The sequence below is a fragment of the Pseudomonas fluorescens genome, from assembly GCF_002837185.1.
Lineage (GTDB): Bacteria > Pseudomonadota > Gammaproteobacteria > Pseudomonadales > Pseudomonadaceae > Aquipseudomonas > Aquipseudomonas fluorescens_AM.
In genome coordinates, this window is the sequence record NZ_KZ478020.1 from 22,974 (window position 1) to 41,980 (window position 19,007).

General features: G+C 61.9%; 14 protein-coding genes and 1 pseudogene. All 15 read right to left on the bottom strand.

Features of this window, described 5'->3' with window-relative positions:
• Positions 1–86: 86 nt before the first annotated feature.
• Positions 87–821 carry an amino acid ABC transporter ATP-binding protein gene (locus CIB54_RS23445; RefSeq protein WP_065950112.1) on the bottom strand — a complete coding sequence of 245 codons (735 nt, stop codon included), beginning with the start codon at positions 819–821 and terminating at the stop codon, positions 87–89.
• Entirely contained in the window at positions 814–1,773 is a 960-nt protein-coding gene (locus CIB54_RS23450; RefSeq protein ID WP_065950111.1) for an amino acid ABC transporter permease, read from the bottom strand. The genes CIB54_RS23445 and CIB54_RS23450 overlap by 8 nt, the downstream gene beginning before the upstream one ends.
• A gap of 123 nt (positions 1,774–1,896) precedes the next feature.
• Complete coding sequence (locus tag CIB54_RS23455; RefSeq protein ID WP_065885769.1) at positions 1,897–2,694, bottom strand: transporter substrate-binding domain-containing protein; 798 nt, start codon at positions 2,692–2,694, stop codon at positions 1,897–1,899.
• A gap of 218 nt (positions 2,695–2,912) precedes the next feature.
• Complete coding sequence (locus CIB54_RS23460) at positions 2,913–3,713, bottom strand: transporter substrate-binding domain-containing protein (RefSeq protein WP_065950110.1); 801 nt, start codon at positions 3,711–3,713, stop codon at positions 2,913–2,915.
• A 184-nt stretch (positions 3,714–3,897) separates the two neighbouring features.
• Positions 3,898–6,470, bottom strand: a pseudogene (mdoH, locus tag CIB54_RS23465) (glucans biosynthesis glucosyltransferase MdoH); the annotation flags it as partial.
• Positions 6,463–8,214: a glucan biosynthesis protein G gene (locus CIB54_RS23470; protein WP_065950185.1), complete on the bottom strand. Its 1,752-nt coding sequence runs from the start codon at positions 8,212–8,214 to the stop codon at positions 6,463–6,465. The gene CIB54_RS23470 and the pseudogene mdoH, both read right to left, overlap by 8 nt.
• Before the next feature lie 267 nt (positions 8,215–8,481).
• The gene (gene dtd / locus CIB54_RS23475; RefSeq protein WP_065950108.1) at positions 8,482–8,919 is read right to left on the bottom strand and encodes a D-aminoacyl-tRNA deacylase; all 438 of its coding nucleotides are present in this window, start codon (positions 8,917–8,919) and stop codon (positions 8,482–8,484) included.
• A complete protein-coding gene (gene pip, locus CIB54_RS23480; RefSeq protein ID WP_065950107.1) occupies positions 8,916–9,887 on the bottom strand; it encodes a prolyl aminopeptidase in 972 nt (323 codons plus the stop codon). Before pip ends, dtd begins: the two co-directional genes overlap by 4 nt.
• Before the next feature lie 103 nt (positions 9,888–9,990).
• A complete protein-coding gene (locus tag CIB54_RS23485) occupies positions 9,991–10,920 on the bottom strand; it encodes an alpha/beta hydrolase (RefSeq protein ID WP_065950106.1) in 930 nt (309 codons plus the stop codon).
• 146 nt (positions 10,921–11,066) lie between these two features.
• Positions 11,067–12,014 carry a choline ABC transporter substrate-binding protein gene (locus CIB54_RS23490; RefSeq protein ID WP_101221102.1) on the bottom strand — a complete coding sequence of 316 codons (948 nt, stop codon included), beginning with the start codon at positions 12,012–12,014 and terminating at the stop codon, positions 11,067–11,069.
• A gap of 231 nt (positions 12,015–12,245) precedes the next feature.
• Complete coding sequence (hutG, locus tag CIB54_RS23495; protein ID WP_101221103.1) at positions 12,246–13,046, bottom strand: N-formylglutamate deformylase; 801 nt, start codon at positions 13,044–13,046, stop codon at positions 12,246–12,248.
• 27 nt (positions 13,047–13,073) lie between these two features.
• On the bottom strand, positions 13,074–14,279 hold the full coding sequence (gene hutI, locus CIB54_RS23500) for an imidazolonepropionase (RefSeq protein WP_065950103.1): 1,206 nt from the start codon (positions 14,277–14,279) through the stop codon (positions 13,074–13,076).
• 15 nt (positions 14,280–14,294) lie between these two features.
• Positions 14,295–15,704 (bottom strand): amino acid permease, encoded by a 1,410-nt coding sequence (locus CIB54_RS23505; RefSeq protein WP_101221104.1) that lies wholly within the window; start codon positions 15,702–15,704, stop codon positions 14,295–14,297.
• Between the two features lie 161 nt (positions 15,705–15,865).
• Complete coding sequence (gene hutH, locus CIB54_RS23510) at positions 15,866–17,398, bottom strand: histidine ammonia-lyase (protein WP_065950101.1); 1,533 nt, start codon at positions 17,396–17,398, stop codon at positions 15,866–15,868.
• 44 nt (positions 17,399–17,442) lie between these two features.
• Positions 17,443–18,951 carry a histidine ammonia-lyase gene (gene hutH, locus CIB54_RS23515; RefSeq protein WP_101221105.1) on the bottom strand — a complete coding sequence of 503 codons (1,509 nt, stop codon included), beginning with the start codon at positions 18,949–18,951 and terminating at the stop codon, positions 17,443–17,445.
• Positions 18,952–19,007 lie beyond the last annotated feature (56 nt).

Consider the following 19,007-nt stretch of genomic DNA (forward strand, 5'->3'; position numbering starts at 1 on the left):
CAATACACAAGGGGACTGACACCCCGCCATCGGGGGCAAGCCCCCTCCCACATTATCAATGCGCTTCGTCCCGCAGGCGCCTGAACCTATAAGACCTGGCGCAGGAAAGCCTGGGCCCGCGGGTCTTTGGGCGCATCGAAGAACTCGGCCGGCGCCGCGTCCTCGAGCAATTTGCCGTGATCGAAAAACAACACCCGATCCGCCACCTCGCGGGCAAAGCCCATCTCGTGGGTGACGCAGACCATGGTCATGCCTTCCAGGGCCAGGGTCTTCATGACGTCGAGCACTTCGCCGACCATTTCCGGGTCCAGCGCCGAGGTAGGTTCATCAAACAGCATCACCTTGGGCTCCATTGCCAGGGCGCGGGCAATCGCTACACGCTGCTGCTGGCCACCGGAGAGGCGCGACGGAAACTCATTGGCTTTCTGGGCGATACCGACCTTTTCCAGCAACGCCAGCGCCTTGGCCTCACGTTCTCGCTTGCCGCGCTTGCGCACGACCTTTTGCGCCAGGCACAGGTTTTCCAGCACGGTCATGTGGGGGAACAGGTTGAAATGCTGAAACACCATGCCGACTTCACGGCGGTAGGCATTCACATCGGTCTTCGGGTCGGCCAGTTGCAGGCCGTCGATGCTGACCGAACCTGAATCGAATTCCTCCAGCCCATTAAGACAGCGCAGAAAGGTGGACTTGCCGGAACCGGACGGGCCGATCACCACCAGCACTTCGCCCTTGGCGACCTGGGTGGTGACATGGTCCACGGCGCGCACGACATGGCCACGGGTATCGAAGACTTTTACCAGATCGCGGACTTCAATCACTTTGCGCGAGCCTCCGCTCAAGCCGGCTGGCCATCTTCGACAGCGGCAGGTTGATCAGCAGGTACAGGCCTGCCACACAGAACAGAATTTCAAAGGGCGAAAACGAGGTGGTGATCACTTCGCGCCCGCTCTTGAGCAGCTCGGTGATCGCGATCACCGAGACCAGCGAGGTGTCTTTCACCAGGCTGATGAATTGACCGGCCAGCGGCGGCAGGACGCGCTTGAACGCCTGCGGCAGCACCACATGCCGCATCGACTGGCTGGCGCTCAAGCCCAGGGAGCGCGCGGCCTCGTTCTGGCCACGGGTGATCGATTGCACACCGGCACGCACGATTTCCGCCACGTAGGCACCGGTGAACAGCGACAGTGCCGCGATCCCGGCAAACTCGCGGGACAGGTTGAGCACCGTGCCGATAAAGAAATAGAAAATGAAGATCTGTACCAGCAGCGGCGTACCGCGCACCAGCTCGACGTAGATCGTCGACAGGTCGCGCAAGGTCGGGTTGCTGGACAGCCGGCACAAGCCGGTGGCCAGGCCAATCGCCAGGCCCAGGATGCCGGACACCACCGACAACCACAGCGTGGTCCACAGGCCCCACATCAGCGGGCCCAGTGCCCAATGACGGTTGACACCGATGACGTCACCTTCAGCCACATCATCGCCGCGCGCCACTTGCAGGCTGTTGTCGGCGACCGTCACCTTTTGCTCGGCACCGGCATCAGTGCGCAGCGTTACCTCGGCCACATCGCCTTTGCGTACCAGCTCAATGACGGTGGAAATATCGGCTGCACGCTGCGCTTCTTCGGCCTGATAGGCGAAGTACTGCGGCACGCGGTTCCAGCGCCATTCGTAGGACATCAACGAGGTGGCGTAGTACAAGGCGCCGGCCAGGCCGACCAGCACGACCACGGTCAGCAGGTGCCAGGGCCATTGGGCTTTTTTCTGTTTCATTTCACTGTCCGCATAGGTGCTGCCTGGTAGGCCGCCATCGGGGGCAAGCCCCCTCCCACAGGCAAGCGCATTCCAAATGTGGGAGGGGGCTTGCCCCCGATACAGGCAACTCGGTCTTAAGCCTTATTCCATGTCCTTGAGCCACTCGGAGCTCTTGAACCACTTGTCATGGATGCGATCGTAGGTGCCGTCGTTCCTGATCTGGTGCAGGAAGTTATTGATGAAGTTGACGCTGTCGTAGTCGCCTTTCTTCAAGCCGAACGCCAGGGGCTCAAAGGTGAAGGGTTCTTCCAGGAATACCAGCTTGCCATTGCCGACTTTCTTCTCGGCCACCACGTTGTAAGGCGCGTCGTAGACAAAGGCGTCGGCCTTGCCGTTGACCACGTCCAGCACGCCTTCCTGCTCGTTGTCGTAGCCGTGGTACTTGGCTTTGGCGATCAGCTTTTTGGCAACCATCTCACCGGTGGTGCCCAGCTTGGAGGTCAGGCGGTATTTTTCGTCGTTCAGGTCTTTGTAGGACTTGATGGTGCCTTCCAGCTCCTTGCGAATCAGCAGGGTCTGGCCGACCACGATGAAGGGTTCGCTGAAGTTCAGGCGCAGGTTGCGCTCCTGGGTCAGGGTCATGCCGCTGCCGATCATGTCGAACTTGCCGGTCAGGAAGGCCGGGATGATACCGTCGTAGCCGGTGGACACCAGCTCCAGCTTGACGCCCATGGACTTGGCCATGGCCTTGAGGATGTCGACTTCGAAACCGATGATTTCACCGCGTTTGTCGGTCATTTCGAACGGCATGTAGGTCGGGTCCATGCCGACTTTCAGCGTGCCGCGCTTGACCGCATCATCGATGGCGCCAGCCTGTGCCGCAGTCGCCGCCACCAGTGCGGTGACGCCGAGCATCAGCATCGAAAGATACTTTTTCATCATCAAGACCCCTGAACGTTTTTTGTAAGGTCGGCGCAGTATGGGCTGCGCCATTTCGGGGTGCGATCCTAACCCACTCGTTGCCCGTCACAAAGGCTTCACGGCTAAATGTTATCGGCCTCTGCAACAGAACCCTTTCGGCACCGCGCCTGACCAAAGGCCTAGACATGTCAGCGTATGGGCTCATTGATGAGTTGATGTGTAAGTAGTTATGACGATCACTCAATTTCCGCGATCCAGGCAGTGTCCCTGAACCACTTGTCATGCAGTTGATCGTAAGTGCCGTCCTGGGCCACTTGGTTGAGGAAATGATTGATCCAGTTGACGCTGTCGTAGTCACCCTTCTTCAGGCCGAACGCCAGGGGCTCAAAGGTGAAGGGTTGCTCCAGCGTCAGTAGTGCGCTGTTCTCGGGCCGGGCCATCGCGATCAGGTTGTAGGGCGCATCGTAAATAAACGCGTCGGCCTTGCCTTCCACCACTTGGCGCACGCCCTCCTCCGGCGTGGTGAAACGCTTGAGCCGGGCCGCCCCCAGGAAACGCTGCGCCGCTGCCTCGCCGGTGGTGCCTTCGGTGACTGCGATCAGATAGCCTGACTCGTCCAGGTCTTCGATACTCGATGCTTTGCCGGCCAGGCGCGGATGCAGCAGGACCGACTGGCCCACCACGATAAAAGAGTCACTGAAGTTGAGGTACAGGTTGCGCTCCTGGGTGACCGTCATGCCGCTGCCGATCAGGTCGAACTTCTGCGCCATCAGCCCCGACAGCAACTCCGTGTAGGGCACCGCGACCAGTTCGAGTTCAACCCCCAGCGCGCGGCTCATCGCCTGGAGCAGGTCGATCTCGAAGCCGACGATGCGTCCCTGCTTGTCCGTCATTTCGAACGGTACGTAGGTCGGCGTAGTGCCTACTTTCAGCACGCCACGGCGCACAGCGTCGTCAATCGCCCCGGCAGAGAGCAAGCCGGTGTAAATCAATGCGACAACACCCATCAACAGTGCCGAACAATACCTTTTGAACATGTGTGCCCCCGTGGCGCGTCAAATTTGGGGGGCGATGCTACCCCAGCCACAGGCACGGCAATACGCCTCGCACGAAGGTCTTTTGTTTCGAAATAACAAGGAGTTAGCGAGGAAAGGAAGAGGCGCTAAACGCTGTAGGACCAGCGCTTGAAACACCCCCGAGATGGGCCCTCGGGGGCGTCTGAATCAGGCCGGTTGAGCCTGGGACGACAGCGGTTGCAGCGGTAGCAATGGCGCGTGCGGATCAGCCTTGATCGACGCACGCCAAGCGTCCAGCCACTCGGCATGGCCTTCGCTCCACACCTGTTCATGCAAGCGAGCCAGTGCCACCGGGTCGCTGAGCAGGGCCAGGCGTTCGCTGTTGTTGAGGCCGGCCGGGCCGACTTTCAACGCGTGGCGAACACGCTCCACGCGCAGGTACTCGATCGGCTCCGCCTCGCGGTGGCGCGAGGTCGCCAGGGCACAGGCCAGGGCGTTCTGCTGCGGGTCGACCACCGAACGCACAAAGCCGTCATTGAGCGCGTGCCAACGGTTTTCATGGGTGTACTTCTCGGTCGACAGCAGTGCCTGCGGCGGATTGTATTCCTCGGGGATCAGGAACAGGCTCTCATCGCGGGACTTGAGGCCCAGCTTGACCCGACTGGAGATCACCGACACCGGGATCGACAGCATCAGCGAACCGACGATCGGGATCAGCCACCACAAGAAGCTCGGGTTCAGCCACACCACCAGCAACGCCCACAAAAAGCCCAGCAAGGTCTGCGGACCGTGACGCTTGACCGCTTCGCTCCAGGGCGTTGAGTCGTCGTCGCGCTGCGGCGAGTTCCAGGTCGCGGCCCAGCCGAGGAACGCGGCCAGTACGAAGCGGGTGTGGAAGATCATGCGCACCGGCGCCAGCAGCATGGAGAACAGCATCTCCAGCAGCATCGACAAGGTCACTTTGAACTTGCCGCCGAACTCTTTCGCGCCCTTGGCCCAGATCAGGATGATGCTCAGCAGTTTAGGCAGGAACAGCAGCACGATCGTGGTGGAGAACAGTGCCACCGCCTTGTCCGGATGCCATTGCGGCCACAGCGGGTACAACTGGCGTGGCGCCATGAAGTACTGCGGCTCCATCAGGGTGTTCACCGCCAGCAACGCCGTCGACAACACCAGGAAGAAGAACCACAACGGCGCCGACAGGTAGGACATCACGCCGGTCAGGAACACCGCACGGTGCACCGGGTGCATGCCCTTGACCAGGAACAGGCGGAAGTTCATCAGGTTGCCGTGGCACCAGCGACGGTCACGCTTGAGTTCGTCCAGCAAGTTGGGCGGCAGCTCTTCGTAGCTGCCCGGCAGGTCGTAGGCAATCCACACGCCCCAGCCGGCGCGGCGCATCAGCGCTGCTTCAACGAAGTCGTGAGAGAGGATCGCACCGGCAAACGCGCCTTTACCCGGCAACGGCGCCAGGGCGCAGTGCTCGATAAACGGCTTCATGCGGATGATCGCGTTATGGCCCCAGTAATGGGATTCACCCAATTGCCAGAAGTGCAGACCGGCGGTAAACAGCGGACCATAAACGCGGGTGGCGAACTGCTGCATGCGCGCATACAGGGTGTCCATGCCCGACGCACGCGGCGCGGTCTGGATAATCCCGGCATCCGGCGTGGCTTCCATCAGGCGTACCAGGCTGGTCAGGCATTCGCCGCTCATCACGCTGTCGGCGTCGAGCACCACCATGTACTTGTAGTCACCGCCCCAGCGACGGCAGAAATCGTCGAGGTTGCCGCTCTTGCGCTTGACGCGACGACGACGGCGGCGATAGAAAATCTTGCCGAAACCACCGGCTTCGCGGCACACGTCGAGCCAGGCTTGCTGTTCGGCAATGCAGATATCCGCTTCATTACTGTCGCTGAGCACGAAGAAGTCGAAACGGTCCAGGTCGCCGGTCGCGGCCACCGATTCGAACGTGGCGCGCAAACCGGCGAATACCCGCGGCACGTCTTCGTTACAGATCGGCATCACCAGCGCGGTACGCGCATCCTTGGGAATCGGCTCATCGCCGGCACTTTTACCGGAGATACGGTATTTGTCGTGACCGGTCAGCAGCTCGAGGAAGCCCATCAGCGCGGTCCAGAAACCGGCCGACACCCAGCAGAACAGAATCCCGAACATGATCAGGATGCTGGTCTGCAGTGCGTAAGGCAGTACCTGGGTAGCGGTTTGCAGCAGGGTCTGGTTGCGGATCTCGTCGAAGTCGACCAGCGACCAGCCCTGGTACGGCATGATGCCTTTCATGTACCAGCCGGCCACGATGGTCTGGCCCAGCATCAGCACCAACAGGATATAGCGGCGGATCGAGCCCACGGTACGCCAGCGCGCGGCGGGCAGTACCCGTTCGTCCTTCGGCGGCTTCGGCGGGTTGGTGCGCCCGGTCATCCGGCGCCAGCCGCGTACCAGGATGTTGGTGCGCCAAGGCTCGGGCACCACTTTGGTCCGACGGATCGGCGGCGTGGCCTTCAGGCAGACGCGGCCGCTGGCGTCGAGCGCCAGCATCTCCGCGTCCTGCAGCTCTTCGGCCGTGCTGAGGGTCAGCCGGCGGCCCACCGACGCCTGGGCAGCGTCGGTGGGTGCGTCGAAGGTGGCGGACGACAGGCGTTCGTGCAGCTCGCTGAAAGAGCTGCAGCCCGCCAGCTCGGCGCGCTGCTCAGCCGTCATGGGGAGATGCGCCAGGTACTCGGTCAGAGTTTCCGGCTTGACTTGTGAATTACTCATCGGCAGGCAACTGGTAGCTCCAGGTTTCGGTCAGGACTTGCTCGGTCTTGGCCGGCTCGGGCGTGACAGGGGCCGGTGCAGCTTCTGGCTGCTTGGCGTCCTTGTCCTTCGCCTCTTTGGCGTCTTTCTTGGCCTGTTTTTCGTGTTGCTTGGCCAGGACCTTGTCGGCCTTGAGCACGTGGGTCGAGACCTGTTCAGGCTCGGCCTGTGCAATTTCCTGCACCAGCGCCGCACGCATTTCAGTCGGCTTGCTCGCGTCCTTGATCTTCATGCGCAGGGTCAGGCGCCAGCCTTTGGTGTGCTCGTTGTAGCGCACGCTGTTTTCAACCAGTTCGGCGTTGTCGCCAACGCTCACCTGGCTGCGCACCGGTGCGTCCGGCAGCAGTTTCTTCAGGGCCGGGCCCTCGAAGTCCACCAGGTAAGCCACGCTGCCGTCCGGCTGACGGATCAGGTTGGATTGCTTCACGTCACCGGTGGAACGCAGGGTCTGCTTGACCCAGGCGCTGTCCGGCGAATGGAAGGCGGCATCGTCCAGCGTCCAGTGCAGGCGGTAGGACACGTCCAGCGGCTTGCCGACTTCCGGCAGTTCGGCCGGGCTCCAGAAAGCAACGATGTTGTCGTTGGTTTCGTCAGCGGTCGGAATCTCTACCAGGTCGACGCTGCCTTTGCCCCAGTCGCCCTCAGGTTCGATCCAGGCGCTTGGGCGCTTGTCGTAGTTGTCGTCCAGGTCTTCGTAGTGGCTGAAGTTGCGACCGCGTTGCAGCAGGCCGAACCCACGCGGGTTTTCCACGCTGAAGTTGCTGACCGACAGGTGTTTAGGGTTGTTCAGCGGGCGCCAGATCCACTCGCCATTGCCGGCATGGATCGACAGGCCGCTGGAATCGTGCAGCTCACGACGGTAGTTGAGGACCTTGGACGGCTGGTTGGCGCCGAACAGGAACATCGAGGTCAGCGGGGCCACGCCCAGCTTGCTCACTTTGTCGCGCAGGTACATCTGGGACTTGACGTCGACCACGGTGTCGGTGCCCGGACGCAGGATCAGGCGGTAGGCACCCGTCGCACGCGGCGAATCCAGCAGGGCGAAGATCACCAGGTGCTTGTCGCCCGGCTTCGGACGCTCGATCCAGAACTCGGTGAAACGCGGAAATTCTTCACCGGACGGCAACGCCGTGTCGATCGCCATGCCACGGGCAGACAGGCCATACACCTGGTCCTTGCCAACGACGCGGAAATAGCTGGCGCCGAGCATGGTCATGATTTCGTCTTGCTTGTCGGCCTTGTTGATCGGGAACAGCACCCGGAAGCCGGCATAACCCAGCTGTTCGGTGGCTTTCGGATCAAACTTTACGTCGCCAAAATCGAAACGATTCGGGTCGTACTTGATTTCCTGGACGCTGTCGGCGGTGACTTCATTGATTTTCACCGGCGTATCGAAGTGCATACCCTGGTGATAGAAGGACAGCTTGAACGGGGTGTTCTGATCGGCCCACTCGGCTTTTTCATTGCGGAAACGAATCTTCTGGTAATCAGCGAATTTCATTTCGCGGAATTCGTTCGGCAGATTGCTGCGCGGAGCTTCGTATTTCTGCCCAGCCAGCTCTTTTGCCTTGGCCGATACATCGTCCAGACTGAATGCCCACAGTTGACCCGCGCCGAACAGGCAAAACAGGGCAGAGCCCGTCACCAGTGCGTTTCGTAACCGTTTGGCAGACAATTTTGGTGCATTACAGGGACTAACAATCACGAGCAACCCTCGCCGAAAACAGATCAAAAAACCAACGGCCAGCTATCTATATGCCAGGTTGGCGAGCATTGTTCCGACTCCGCAGGGGCAAAATGATTCCCCACTGGTTTGTCGGACAAGTCTCTACCTAAGTCAAAAATGGACCAAACAACGCTGATCCCCGTAGCGCGCGATTATCTAGCAGCCCGCGAGACAACGCATCAGGGACAACGAAGTATTTGTAGCGAAACCCTGCGTTTTTAGGCATTAAAGTCGTTTTTCATGCATTCAGGTCTGTAACAGAAAGGTCACAGGGCCATCATTGACCAAATGCACCTGCATATCTGCGCCAAAACGCCCTGATGCCACCTTGCCATGCAATTGTTGCGCTTGTAACAACACATGATCAAAAAGCGTCGCTCCGAGGGCCGGCGGGGCCGCCGTGGAGAAGCTCGGCCGCAGCCCGCTTTTGGTGTCCGCCGCCAGGGTGAACTGCGACACCAGCAGCAAACCGCCGTCGATGTCTTTCAACGACAGGTTCATCTTGCCCTCATCGTCGCTGAACACCCGATAGTTAAGCAGCTTATGCAGCAGTTTGTCGGCGCTTTCAGGCGTATCTGAAGGTTCGACGGCCACCAGCACCAGCAAACCCTGATCAATTGCCCCGACTATTTCGCCGGCCACCTCGACACGGGCGCCGCGCACCCGTTGCAACAAGCCCTTCATGCTTCCTCAGGCGGCAAATCAAGCAGGCGTCGTGCCATTTCGCCGGTTGCGCGGACCAGCGCATCGGTAATGCCAGGCTCGGACGCGGCATGCCCCGCCTCGCGGATCACCTGCAGCTCACTGTTCGGCCAGGCCTGATGCAGCTCCCAGGCGTTATCCAACGGGCAAATCATGTCGTAGCGGCCGTGGATGATGACCCCGGGCAGATGGGCGATCTTGTGCATATCGCGAATCAGCTGGTCAGGCTCCAGGAACGAGTTATTGGTGAAGTAATGGCATTCGATGCGGGCGATGGACAAGGCACGCTGCGGCTCGGAGAAGCGCTCGACATGCTGCGGGCTTGGGCACAGGCCCAGCATGCGCCCTTCCCAGCCGGACCAGGCCTTGGCCGCATGCATCTGGGCGATCTGGTCGTTGCCGGTCAGACGCTTGTGATACGCCGCGATCATGTCGTGACGCTCTTCCACCGGGATCGGTGCCAGGTAGTCCTGCCAGTAATCCGGGAACAGCCGGCTCGCGCCCTCCTGGTAGAACCAGCGAATGTCCTGAGGGCGCGCCAGGAAAATGCCGCGCACGATCAAGCCATGCACACGCTCGGGGTGGGTTTGCGCGTAAGCCAGGGACAGCGTCGACCCCCAGGAGCCACCGAACAGCACCCATTTGTCGATACCCAGGTGCTCGCGGATGCGCTCAAGGTCGGCGACCAGGTCCCAGGTGGTGTTGTTTTCAAGGCTGGCGCGGGGAGTGGAGCGTCCGCAACCGCGCTGGTCGAAGGTGACGATGCGGTACAGGTTCGGATCGAAGTAGCAACGGCTCTGCGCGTCGCAACCGGAGCCGGGGCCGCCATGGATGAACACCACAGGCAGGCCCTCGGGGGAGCCGCTTTCATCGACGTACAGGGTGTGAACATCATCGACTGCCAGATCGTGCCGGGCATAGGGTTTGATCTGCGGGTACCAAGTCTGCATTGCGCGCTCCGTGGGGTGTCGGGTTCATCCCTGGGGGGACGTCTATTATTCTGCCGTCAGGCATCATAAACCCGAATTGTGCAATGAGCATGTCCTTGAACGCTTAGACCTGTGTCAGCAGCTCGCCATCCAGGTAATCCAGCAGATAACGGTACAGGTGGTCGACTTCTTCCACTTGGCCGCGTGCACGCAGGCAGCCATGGACCAGCCCCTTGCCGGGGTACAGAACGGTGTCCACGCCCGCCGCTTGCAGACGCTCGGCGTAAAGCCTGCCATCGTCGCGCAGCGGGTCGAACTGGGCCACGGCGATCAGGGCCTTGGGTAATCCACTGAACACCTCGGCCAGCAGAGGCATGGCGTATGGCGAGGGTTTGCCCGTGCCACACAGGTACAACGCCAGGTAGTCATCGGTGTCGGCACTGCTGAGCAAGGGTGCATCCATGCAGTCACGGCGCGAAGGCAAGTCGGCGGGGCCACCCAGGCCTGGATAAACCAGCACTTGGGCGCGGGGCATTGGTTGTCGGTCGTCTCGTAGCCCCAGGCACAACGCCGCCGCCAGGTTACCGCCGGCGCTGTCGCCCATCACCACCAGCCTTTTCAGATTGATGACATGCGGCCCCTCGCCGGCCTGGATCGCCTTCCATACCGCCCGGCAGTCCTCGTAGGCCGCCGGAAACGGATGCTCTGGGGCCAGCCGGTAGTCGATGGCGATCACCAGCACGTGGAGCTTTTCAGCCAATTCACAGCAGATGAAGTCATGGGAGTCCAAGCCACCGACGACCCAACCGCCACCGTGCATATAAAGGAGACATGGCCAGCCGCCGGTTGGCGTGGGGTTGCTCGATTGATAGCTGCGCACCCACACCCCACCAAGATTGAAGTCCGACAGCTGCTGCCCGCGCGGGCGGGGCGGCGTGAAGGCCTGGCACATGCGCTCATAAGCCTGGCGCAGACTGGCCAAGGAAGAGTCGTCGCTGGTGAACGACTCGGTTTTCTCGACGAAGGCCGCCAGCTGCGGAGAAATCGGGTACATGCGCTGCCTCTCTCACAGTGAAGATCAAGTGTGGGAGGGGGCTTGCTCCCCGATAGCGGGATAACGGTATATCAGCCAGCACCTGTGTCGACTGGCCCGACGTCATCGGGGGCAAGCCCCCTCCCACATTTTGATTTTCATTTGACTTAGGGTTTCAGGTACGCCTGGACGGCCGCTACTCCATCGCGGCCATCGAACGCCGTGACTCCAGCCAGCCAACGCTGCAGATCCTCGGGATGGTCGCGCAGCCATTTCCTGGCGACGTCCTGCGGCGACTGACGCGCCATGATCGGCACCATCAACTGGCTTTCCTGAGCGGCGGTGAAGCTCAGATTGGTGAGCAACCGGTTGGCATTCGGGCAACGCTCGGCAAAATCCGGAGCGGTCACGGTAGACACCGTGGCGCGACCTTCATCAGGGCCGAACACATCTTCACTGCCGGTGAGGTAGGCCATGTTCATGTTGATGTTCATCGGGTGAGGCGTCCACCCCACAAACACCACGAACTCCTTGCGATTCACCGCCCGCTGCACGGCGGCGAGCATGCCCGCCTCGCCAGAGGCCACCAGCTTGAAGCCGCCCAGGCCAAAGCGATTGGTGTCGATCATCTTCTGGATATCGGTATTGGCGCCGCTGCCGGGCTCGATGCCATAGATCTTGCCACCCAGCTTGTCCTTGAAACGGGCGATATCGGCAAACGTCGTCAACCCGGCATCGGCCACATACTGCGGCACCGCCAGGGTAGCCTGGGCATCGGCCAGGCTCGGTGTGCCGAACACCTTGACCTGCTTGGCCGCCAGGAACGGCGAAATATTGTTGTCCATCGCCGGTTTCCAGTAGCCGAGGAAGATATCCAGGCGCTTGTCGCGGATACCGGCAAAGATGATCTGCTGCACGGCGCTGGTCTGTTTGCTGTCGTAGCCCAGGCCGCTGAGCAACACGTCGGCCATGCCGGAGGTGGCGACCACGTCGGTCCAGCTGACCACGCCCATGCGCACGGTTTTGCAGGAGGCCGGTTCAGCGGCCGTGGCATAGCTGCTCACATAGCCACTGAGCAAGGCGGCACCGCAGAGGATCAACGAAAGTCGTTTCATGAAAGAGGTCTCACGCGGCAGCTTATTGTGGGGAGTGGCGTCTGGTGCGCCCTACTCACCACCTTACCCAGCCGGCCCGCGATCAAAGCGACCTGTGGCGACCGGCAATTGCACTGAGACGACTGTCAGCGCGTCATCGGGGTAGAGACGCTCCCACATTTGGAAGGCTGAACGCGGTCAACAATGTGGGAGCGGGCTTGCTCGCGAAAGCTATTGCAGAAGCCCCAAAGATTACGGGTAGTGCTTCTGCCCCCAAGCCACGAACTCTTCCAGCAACTGCCTCAACACCACCCGCGTCGGCGCGGCCAAGTCCTCGCGATAGCGAAACGGCTCGAACTCCTCCATATACGTGCTCTGGCACAACTCCAACTGCACCGCATGGATATCCTGCGCCGGGTCGCCGTAATGCCGGGTAATGTGGCCGCCCTTGAAGCGCCCATTCAGCACATGGCTGTATTGGGGATGCTGGGCGCAGATGGCTTCCAGCTGGCCGGCCAATTCTGGATCGCATGCAGCGCCATTGAAGGTGCCGAGGTTGAAGTCCGGCAATTTGCCGTCGAACAGGTGCGGGATCACCGAGCGGATCGAATGCGCGTCGAACAGCAACGCGTAGCCGAATTCGGCCTTGAGGCGCGCCAGTTCTTCCTGCAGCGTGCGGTGATACGGGCCCCAGATTTTTTGCAGATAAGTGGCGCGCTCGGCCTCGGACGGTGTCTGCCCTTCGCGGAACAACGGCACGCCATCGAACAGCGTCTCCGGGTACAGGCCGGTGGTGGCGCCCGCATAGAGCGGCGTGTTATCGGATGGCCGGTTCAGGTCGATGACGAACCGCGAGTACTCGGCCGACAACGTGCTGGCGCCCAATGCTTCGGCAAAGTCATACAGCAAGGGGATATGCCAATCGGTGTCGGGCAGGCTTTGCGCCTCGGGGATCAACCCGGCTTCGACCGCAGGCGTCAGAAGCAGGCCGGCGTGGGGCATGCTGATCAGCAGCGGTACGCGGCCTTGTTTGAATGTCAGAACCTTCTCCACAACAATGCTCCCTATTCACAAAGGCAGTTAAACAGTGACATCGACGCCATGGCGTACGACGCGTTTATCCAGCTCGCCGCCCAGCCAATAGGCCAGGTCGGCGGGGCGATCGATCTGCCAGGCGACAAAATCGGCGACCTTGCCCACTTCCAGCGAACCATGGGTGTCGCCCATGCCCAGCGCGGTGGCCGCGTGTTGCGTGGCGCCGGCCAGGGCTTCTTCCGGGGTCATGCGGAAGAGGGTGCAGGCCATGTTCAGCATCAGGCGCACCGACAGGGCCGGCGAGGTGCCGGGGTTGAGGTCGCTGGCGATGGCAATCTTCACACCGTGCTTGCGCAGGGCGTCCATCGGCGGCAATTGGGTTTCGCGCAGGAAGTAGAAAGCGCCTGGCAGCAACACGGCAACGGTGCCGGCAGCGGCCATGGCGATGGCATCTTCCTCGGTCATGAACTCCAGGTGGTCCGCCGACAACGCCTGATAACGCGCGGCCAGGCTGGAACCGTGCAGCGACGAGAGTTGCTCGGCGTGCAGCTTCACCGGCAAGCCCAGTTGCCGGGCAACTTTAAACACGCGCTCGACCTGCTCGGTGGAGAACGCCAGGTATTCACAGAACGCATCCACCGCATCCACCAGCCCTTCCGCCGCCAGGGCCGGCAGCATTTCATTGCAGATGTGCTCGATGTAGTCATCGGCGCGGTCCTTGTACTCCGGCGGCAGCGCATGAGCCGCCAGGCAGGTGGCGCGCACACTCACCGGCAGCGCTTCACCCAGGCGCCGCGCCACGCGCAGCATCTTGCGTTCGTTGGCCAGGTCCAGGCCGTAGCCGGACTTGATCTCTACCGTGGTCACGCCGTCGCGCAAAAGACTGCGCAGGCGCTTTTCGGCACTGGCAAACAATTCATCTTCCGTCGCGGCACGCGTGGCCCGCACGGTGCTGGCAATACCACCGCCCTGGGCCGCGATGTCGGCGTAGCTGACGCCTTCAAGGCGCTGCTCGAATTCGCCGCTGCGGTTGCCGCCGAACACGGTGTGGGTGTGGCAGTCGATCAGTCCAGGCGTGACCCACGCGCCTTGCAGGTCATGCACCTGGGCGTAATCGGCTGTCGGCGCTTGGCTGCGCGGGCCGATCCACTCGATGAGCGAACCCGCAGTCACCATGGCAGCATCCTCGATGATCGAGTATTTGCCCTGGGCCATGGTTGCGACGTGACAGTGTTGCCAAAGGGTTTTCATCAACGCCTCCCTAAGTTATCGATGAGACAAGGCCGGTTCGTAATGAACCTTGGCCGCTTGCCCGGCAGCGGGCTTGACCCACAGCAGGTAGGCAACGATCAGCAGCACGATCCATACCGCACCGACCATCAAGGCCGCCTGGGTGTCGGGGAAGTAACCGAGCACGCCAAACACAAACAGCATGAACACAATGGCCGCTGCCGGCGCATAGGGCCAGAACGGCACCGGGAATTTCAGTTCGGCGACCTGCTCCTTGCTCATCGAGCGGCGCATGGCGACCTGAGTGAACAGGATCATCAGCCACACCCACACAGTGGCGAAGGTGGCAATCGAGGCGATCAGCAGGAACACGTTTTCCGGGATCAGGTAGTTGAGCACCACGCCGCCAAGCAGCGCAGCCCCCATCACCAGCACAGTCATCCACGGCACGCCATGCCTGGACAATTGCGCGAACCCTTTGGGCGCCTGCCCTTGCTGGGCCAGGCCGTACATCATGCGGCCGGCGCCGAAGATGTCACTGTTGATGGCCGATACCGCCGCCGAGATCACCACGATATTGAGGATGGTCGCCGCCGAGCCGATCCCCAGGTTACTGAAAATCTGCACAAACGGGCTGCCCTGGCTGCCAATCTGCGGCCATGGGTAGATCGCCATCAGCACCAACAGGGTCAGCACGTAGAACAGCAGAATGCGCAGCGGTACGGCGTTGATTGCCTTGGGGATCACGCGCTGCGGGTCCTTGGCTTCCCCGGCGGTGATGCCGATGATTTCGATACCGCCGAAGGCAAACATCACCACGGCGAAGGACGCGATCAAGCCGCCGATGCCGTTGGGCATGAAACCGCCATGCGCCCACAAATTGCTCAGGCCGGCAGCCTGGGTTTCACCGGCCGAATGAATACCGAACAGCATGATGCCGAAGCCGCCGAGGATCATCGCCACGATGGCGCCGACTTTAAGCAGCGACAGCCAGAACTCCATTTCGCCAAACACTTTGACGTTGCACAGGTTCAGGCCACCGATCAGAAACACGATGCCCAGCACCCAGACCCAACGGGCGACCTCGGGAAACCAGAAGCCCATGTAGATACCGAAGGCGGTGACGTCGGCCAGGCAGACGATGATCATTTCAAAGGCGTAGGTCCAGCCGAGGATAAACCCGGCCATGGGCCCCAGGTAGGTGCTGGCGTAGTGGCCGAAGGAGCCGGATACGGGGTTGTGCACGGCCATTTCGCCGAGGGCGCGCATCACCATGAAGACTGCGGCGCCGCCGATCAGGTAGGCCAGCAGCACGGAGGGGCCGGCCATCTGGATGGCGGAGGCGGAGCCGTAGAACAGCCCGGTACCGATCGCGGAACCGAGTGCCATGAAGCGAATATGTCGGGCGTTGAGCCCGCGTTTCAAACCTTTTTCTGGCTGGTGCATTTCTCTTCCCTAGTTATTTTTATCCCGAGAAAAAACGACCTCTCCCGTAGGAGCGAGCTTGCTCGCGAAAAACCTGAGAACGCCCAGGGGTGTCAGGTTTCCCGCGTCATCGTTGGTGATTTTCGCGAGCAAGCTTGCTCCTACAGCGGGGCGGCGGTGGGTTACAGGCTTGGCAGCAACCTGGCCGGCACCAGCTCGTTCAGGCAGCGGCTGGCGAGCAGTTCGCTGGCGGCGATGATGTCCGGGGCGAAGAAGCGGTCCTTGTCGTAGAACGCCACTTTGTCGCGCAGCAGGCCACGGGCTTTTTCAAGCGCTGGCGAGGTTTTCAAGCCGTCGCGCAGGTCCAGGCCCTGGCAGGCGGCGAGCCACTCCACGGCAAGAATGCCACGAGTGTTCTCGGCCATTTCCCACAGGCGCTTGCCCGCAGCCGGGGCCATGGACACGTGGTCTTCCTGGTTGGCCGACGTCGGCAGGCTGTCGACGCTATGGGGATGGGCCAGTGCCTTGTTCTCACTGGCAAGCGCCGCAGCGGTGACCTGGGCGATCATGAAGCCGGAGTTGACCCCGCCGTTACCCACCAGGAACGGCGGCAGTTGCGACATGTGCTTGTCCATCATCAACGAGATACGGCGCTCACTGAGCGAGCCGATTTCGGCAATCGCCAACGCCATGTTGTCGGCCGCCATGGCCACCGGCTCGGCGTGGAAGTTACCGCCGGAAATCACATCGCCTTCAGCGGCAAACACCAGCGGGTTGTCCGACACGGCATTGGCCTCGACCACCAGCACCTCGGCGGCCTGGCGGAACTGGGTCAGGCAGGCGCCCATCACTTGCGGCTGGCAGCGCAGGGAGTAAGGGTCTTGCACCTTGTCGCAGTTCTGGTGCGACTGGGACACCTGGCTGCTTTCTCCGAGCAGATCGCGATAGGCCGCAGCGGCATCGATCTGCCCACGTTGGCCGCGTGCGGCATGAATCCGCGCGTCGAACGGCGAGCGCGAGCCGAGCACCGCTTCCACGGTAAGGCCACCGCACGCGAGGGCGCCGGCGAACAGGTCTTCGCCTTCAAACAGGCCGCGCAAGGCATAGGCGGTGGACACCTGGGTGCCGTTGAGCAGGGCCAGGCCTTCTTTGGCGGCGAGGGTCAGCGGCGTGAGGCCGGCGACTTTCAGCGCGTCGCTCGCCTCCAGCCATTCGCCCTTGTAGCGCGCCTTGCCTTCGCCGAGCAGCACCAGGGACATATGGGCCAACGGCGCCAGGTCACCGGATGCACCGACCGACCCTTTAAGCGGAATGTGCGGGTACACCTCGGCGTTGATCAGCGCGATCAGCGCGTCGATCACCTGCCGACGAATCCCGGAGAACCCACGGCTCAGGCTGTTGACCTTGAGCACCATGACCAGCCTGACCAGCGCATCGCTGATGGGCTCACCCACGCCGGCAGCGTGGGACAGCACCAGGGAACGCTGGAGGTTTTCCAGGTCTTCACTGGCGATGCGGGTCGAGGCCAGCAGGCCGAAACCGGTGTTGATGCCATACGCGGTGCGGTTCTCGGCGAGAATCTGCTCCACGCAGGCAACACTGGCTTCGATCTGCGCCGTGGCGCTGTCATCCAGGCTGAGGGTTACCGGCTGCTGGTAGATGGCCCGCAGTTGGGCAAGGCTCAGTTGGCCTGGAATCAGGTTTAGCGCAGTCACATTCGTTCTCCTTGTGAATTGTTCTACTTCTTTTGAGTAAGTGCTCAGTGCAAATTCGGTAGTGCAGTGTCTTTGAGCAGCGTGGCAGCCGCTGCAATATCCGGCGCCAGCCAGCGGTCCTGCTCATACGCGGGGACCACTTCGCGCAGCAGGCGCCAGGCGCGGTCGGTGCCGGCGCCGAAGCGCTGGCCCTTGAGGAACTCGAACGCCTGGGCCGCCAGCAGGTATTCGATGGCGAGAATCTGGGTAACGTTGAGCAACACCTGATGCAGCTTGAGCGCGGCATTGGTGCCCATGCTCAAGTGGTCTTCCTGCAGGCCCGACGTGACGAAATTGTCGAGCACCGCCGGTTGCGCCAACTGGCGGTTCTGCCCACACAAGGACGCGGCGACGTACTGCACGATCATCATTCCGGAGTTGACCCCGGGGTTGCTCACCAGGAACGCCGGCAGGCCGCTGACGTGCGGGTTGATCAGGCGGTCCAGGCGGCGTTCGGCCACTGAGCCGATCTCGGCCATGGCGATGGCCAGCATGTCGGCCGCAAGCGCCACGGACTGGCCGTGGGGGTTGGCCTGGGACACCACGCGGTAATTGTCCGGAGTGCCGAGCACCAGCGGGTTATCCGTGGCGCTGTTGAGTTCGGTCTCGATCTGACGGGTGGCGTGCGCCACCTGGTCGCGCGCCGCGCCATGGATCTGCGGGATCGAGCGGATGCTCAGGGCGTCCTGGGTACGGATGCCTTTGCTGCCAGCGATCACCTCGCTGCCGTCGAGCAACGCACGCAGATTGTTGCCCACTTGCTGCATACCTGGGTGCGGCTTGAGGGCAATGATCTCTGCGTCGAACGCATCGATCTGGCCGCGCTGGGCTTCGAAGCTCATGGCGCCGATCACGTCGGCCCATTGCAGCAAGTGATGCGCATCGGCCAGGGCCAGGCAGCTCAGGCCGGTCATGCACGGCGTACCGTTGACCAGGCACAGGCCATCCTTGGCGCCGAGTACCACCGGCTGCAAACCTTCAGCGGCCAAGGCTTCTTGCGCGGTCACAACCTGGCCGCGATAGCTGACGTTGCCGACACCGAGCAGCGCCACGCCGATATGGGCCATGTGGGTCAGATAGCCCACCGAGCCCTGGGACGGTACCTGTGGCGTGATGCCGTGATTGAGCAGTGCCAGCAGCGCCCGCACCACTTGCCGATGCAGGCCGGATTTGCCGTGGCTGTAGTTGATGATGGCGGCGCAGATGATCGCGCGGGTCTGCTCGTCGCTCAATACCGGGCCGACGCCGCAGGCGTGGCTGAGCAAGGTATTGCGCGACAACTGGCTCAGTTGCGCGCCCTCAAGCGACACGTTGCACAGCGCGCCCAGGCCGGTGTTCACGCCATACGCGCGTTCGCCGCTGGCGACGATGCACTGCACGACGGCCTGGGCATTGTCGATCCGTGCCCAGGCGTGGCTCGAGAGCTCGAGCACTGCGCCGTGGCGGGCGACGGCGGCGACGTCCTGCCAGCGCAGTGGGGCGTCGGCGATGATGATTGTTGTTGCCTGGGGCATCTTTGTACCTTCTTCAATTCTTTTGCAGCCTTACCGGCCCTATCGGGGGCAAGCCC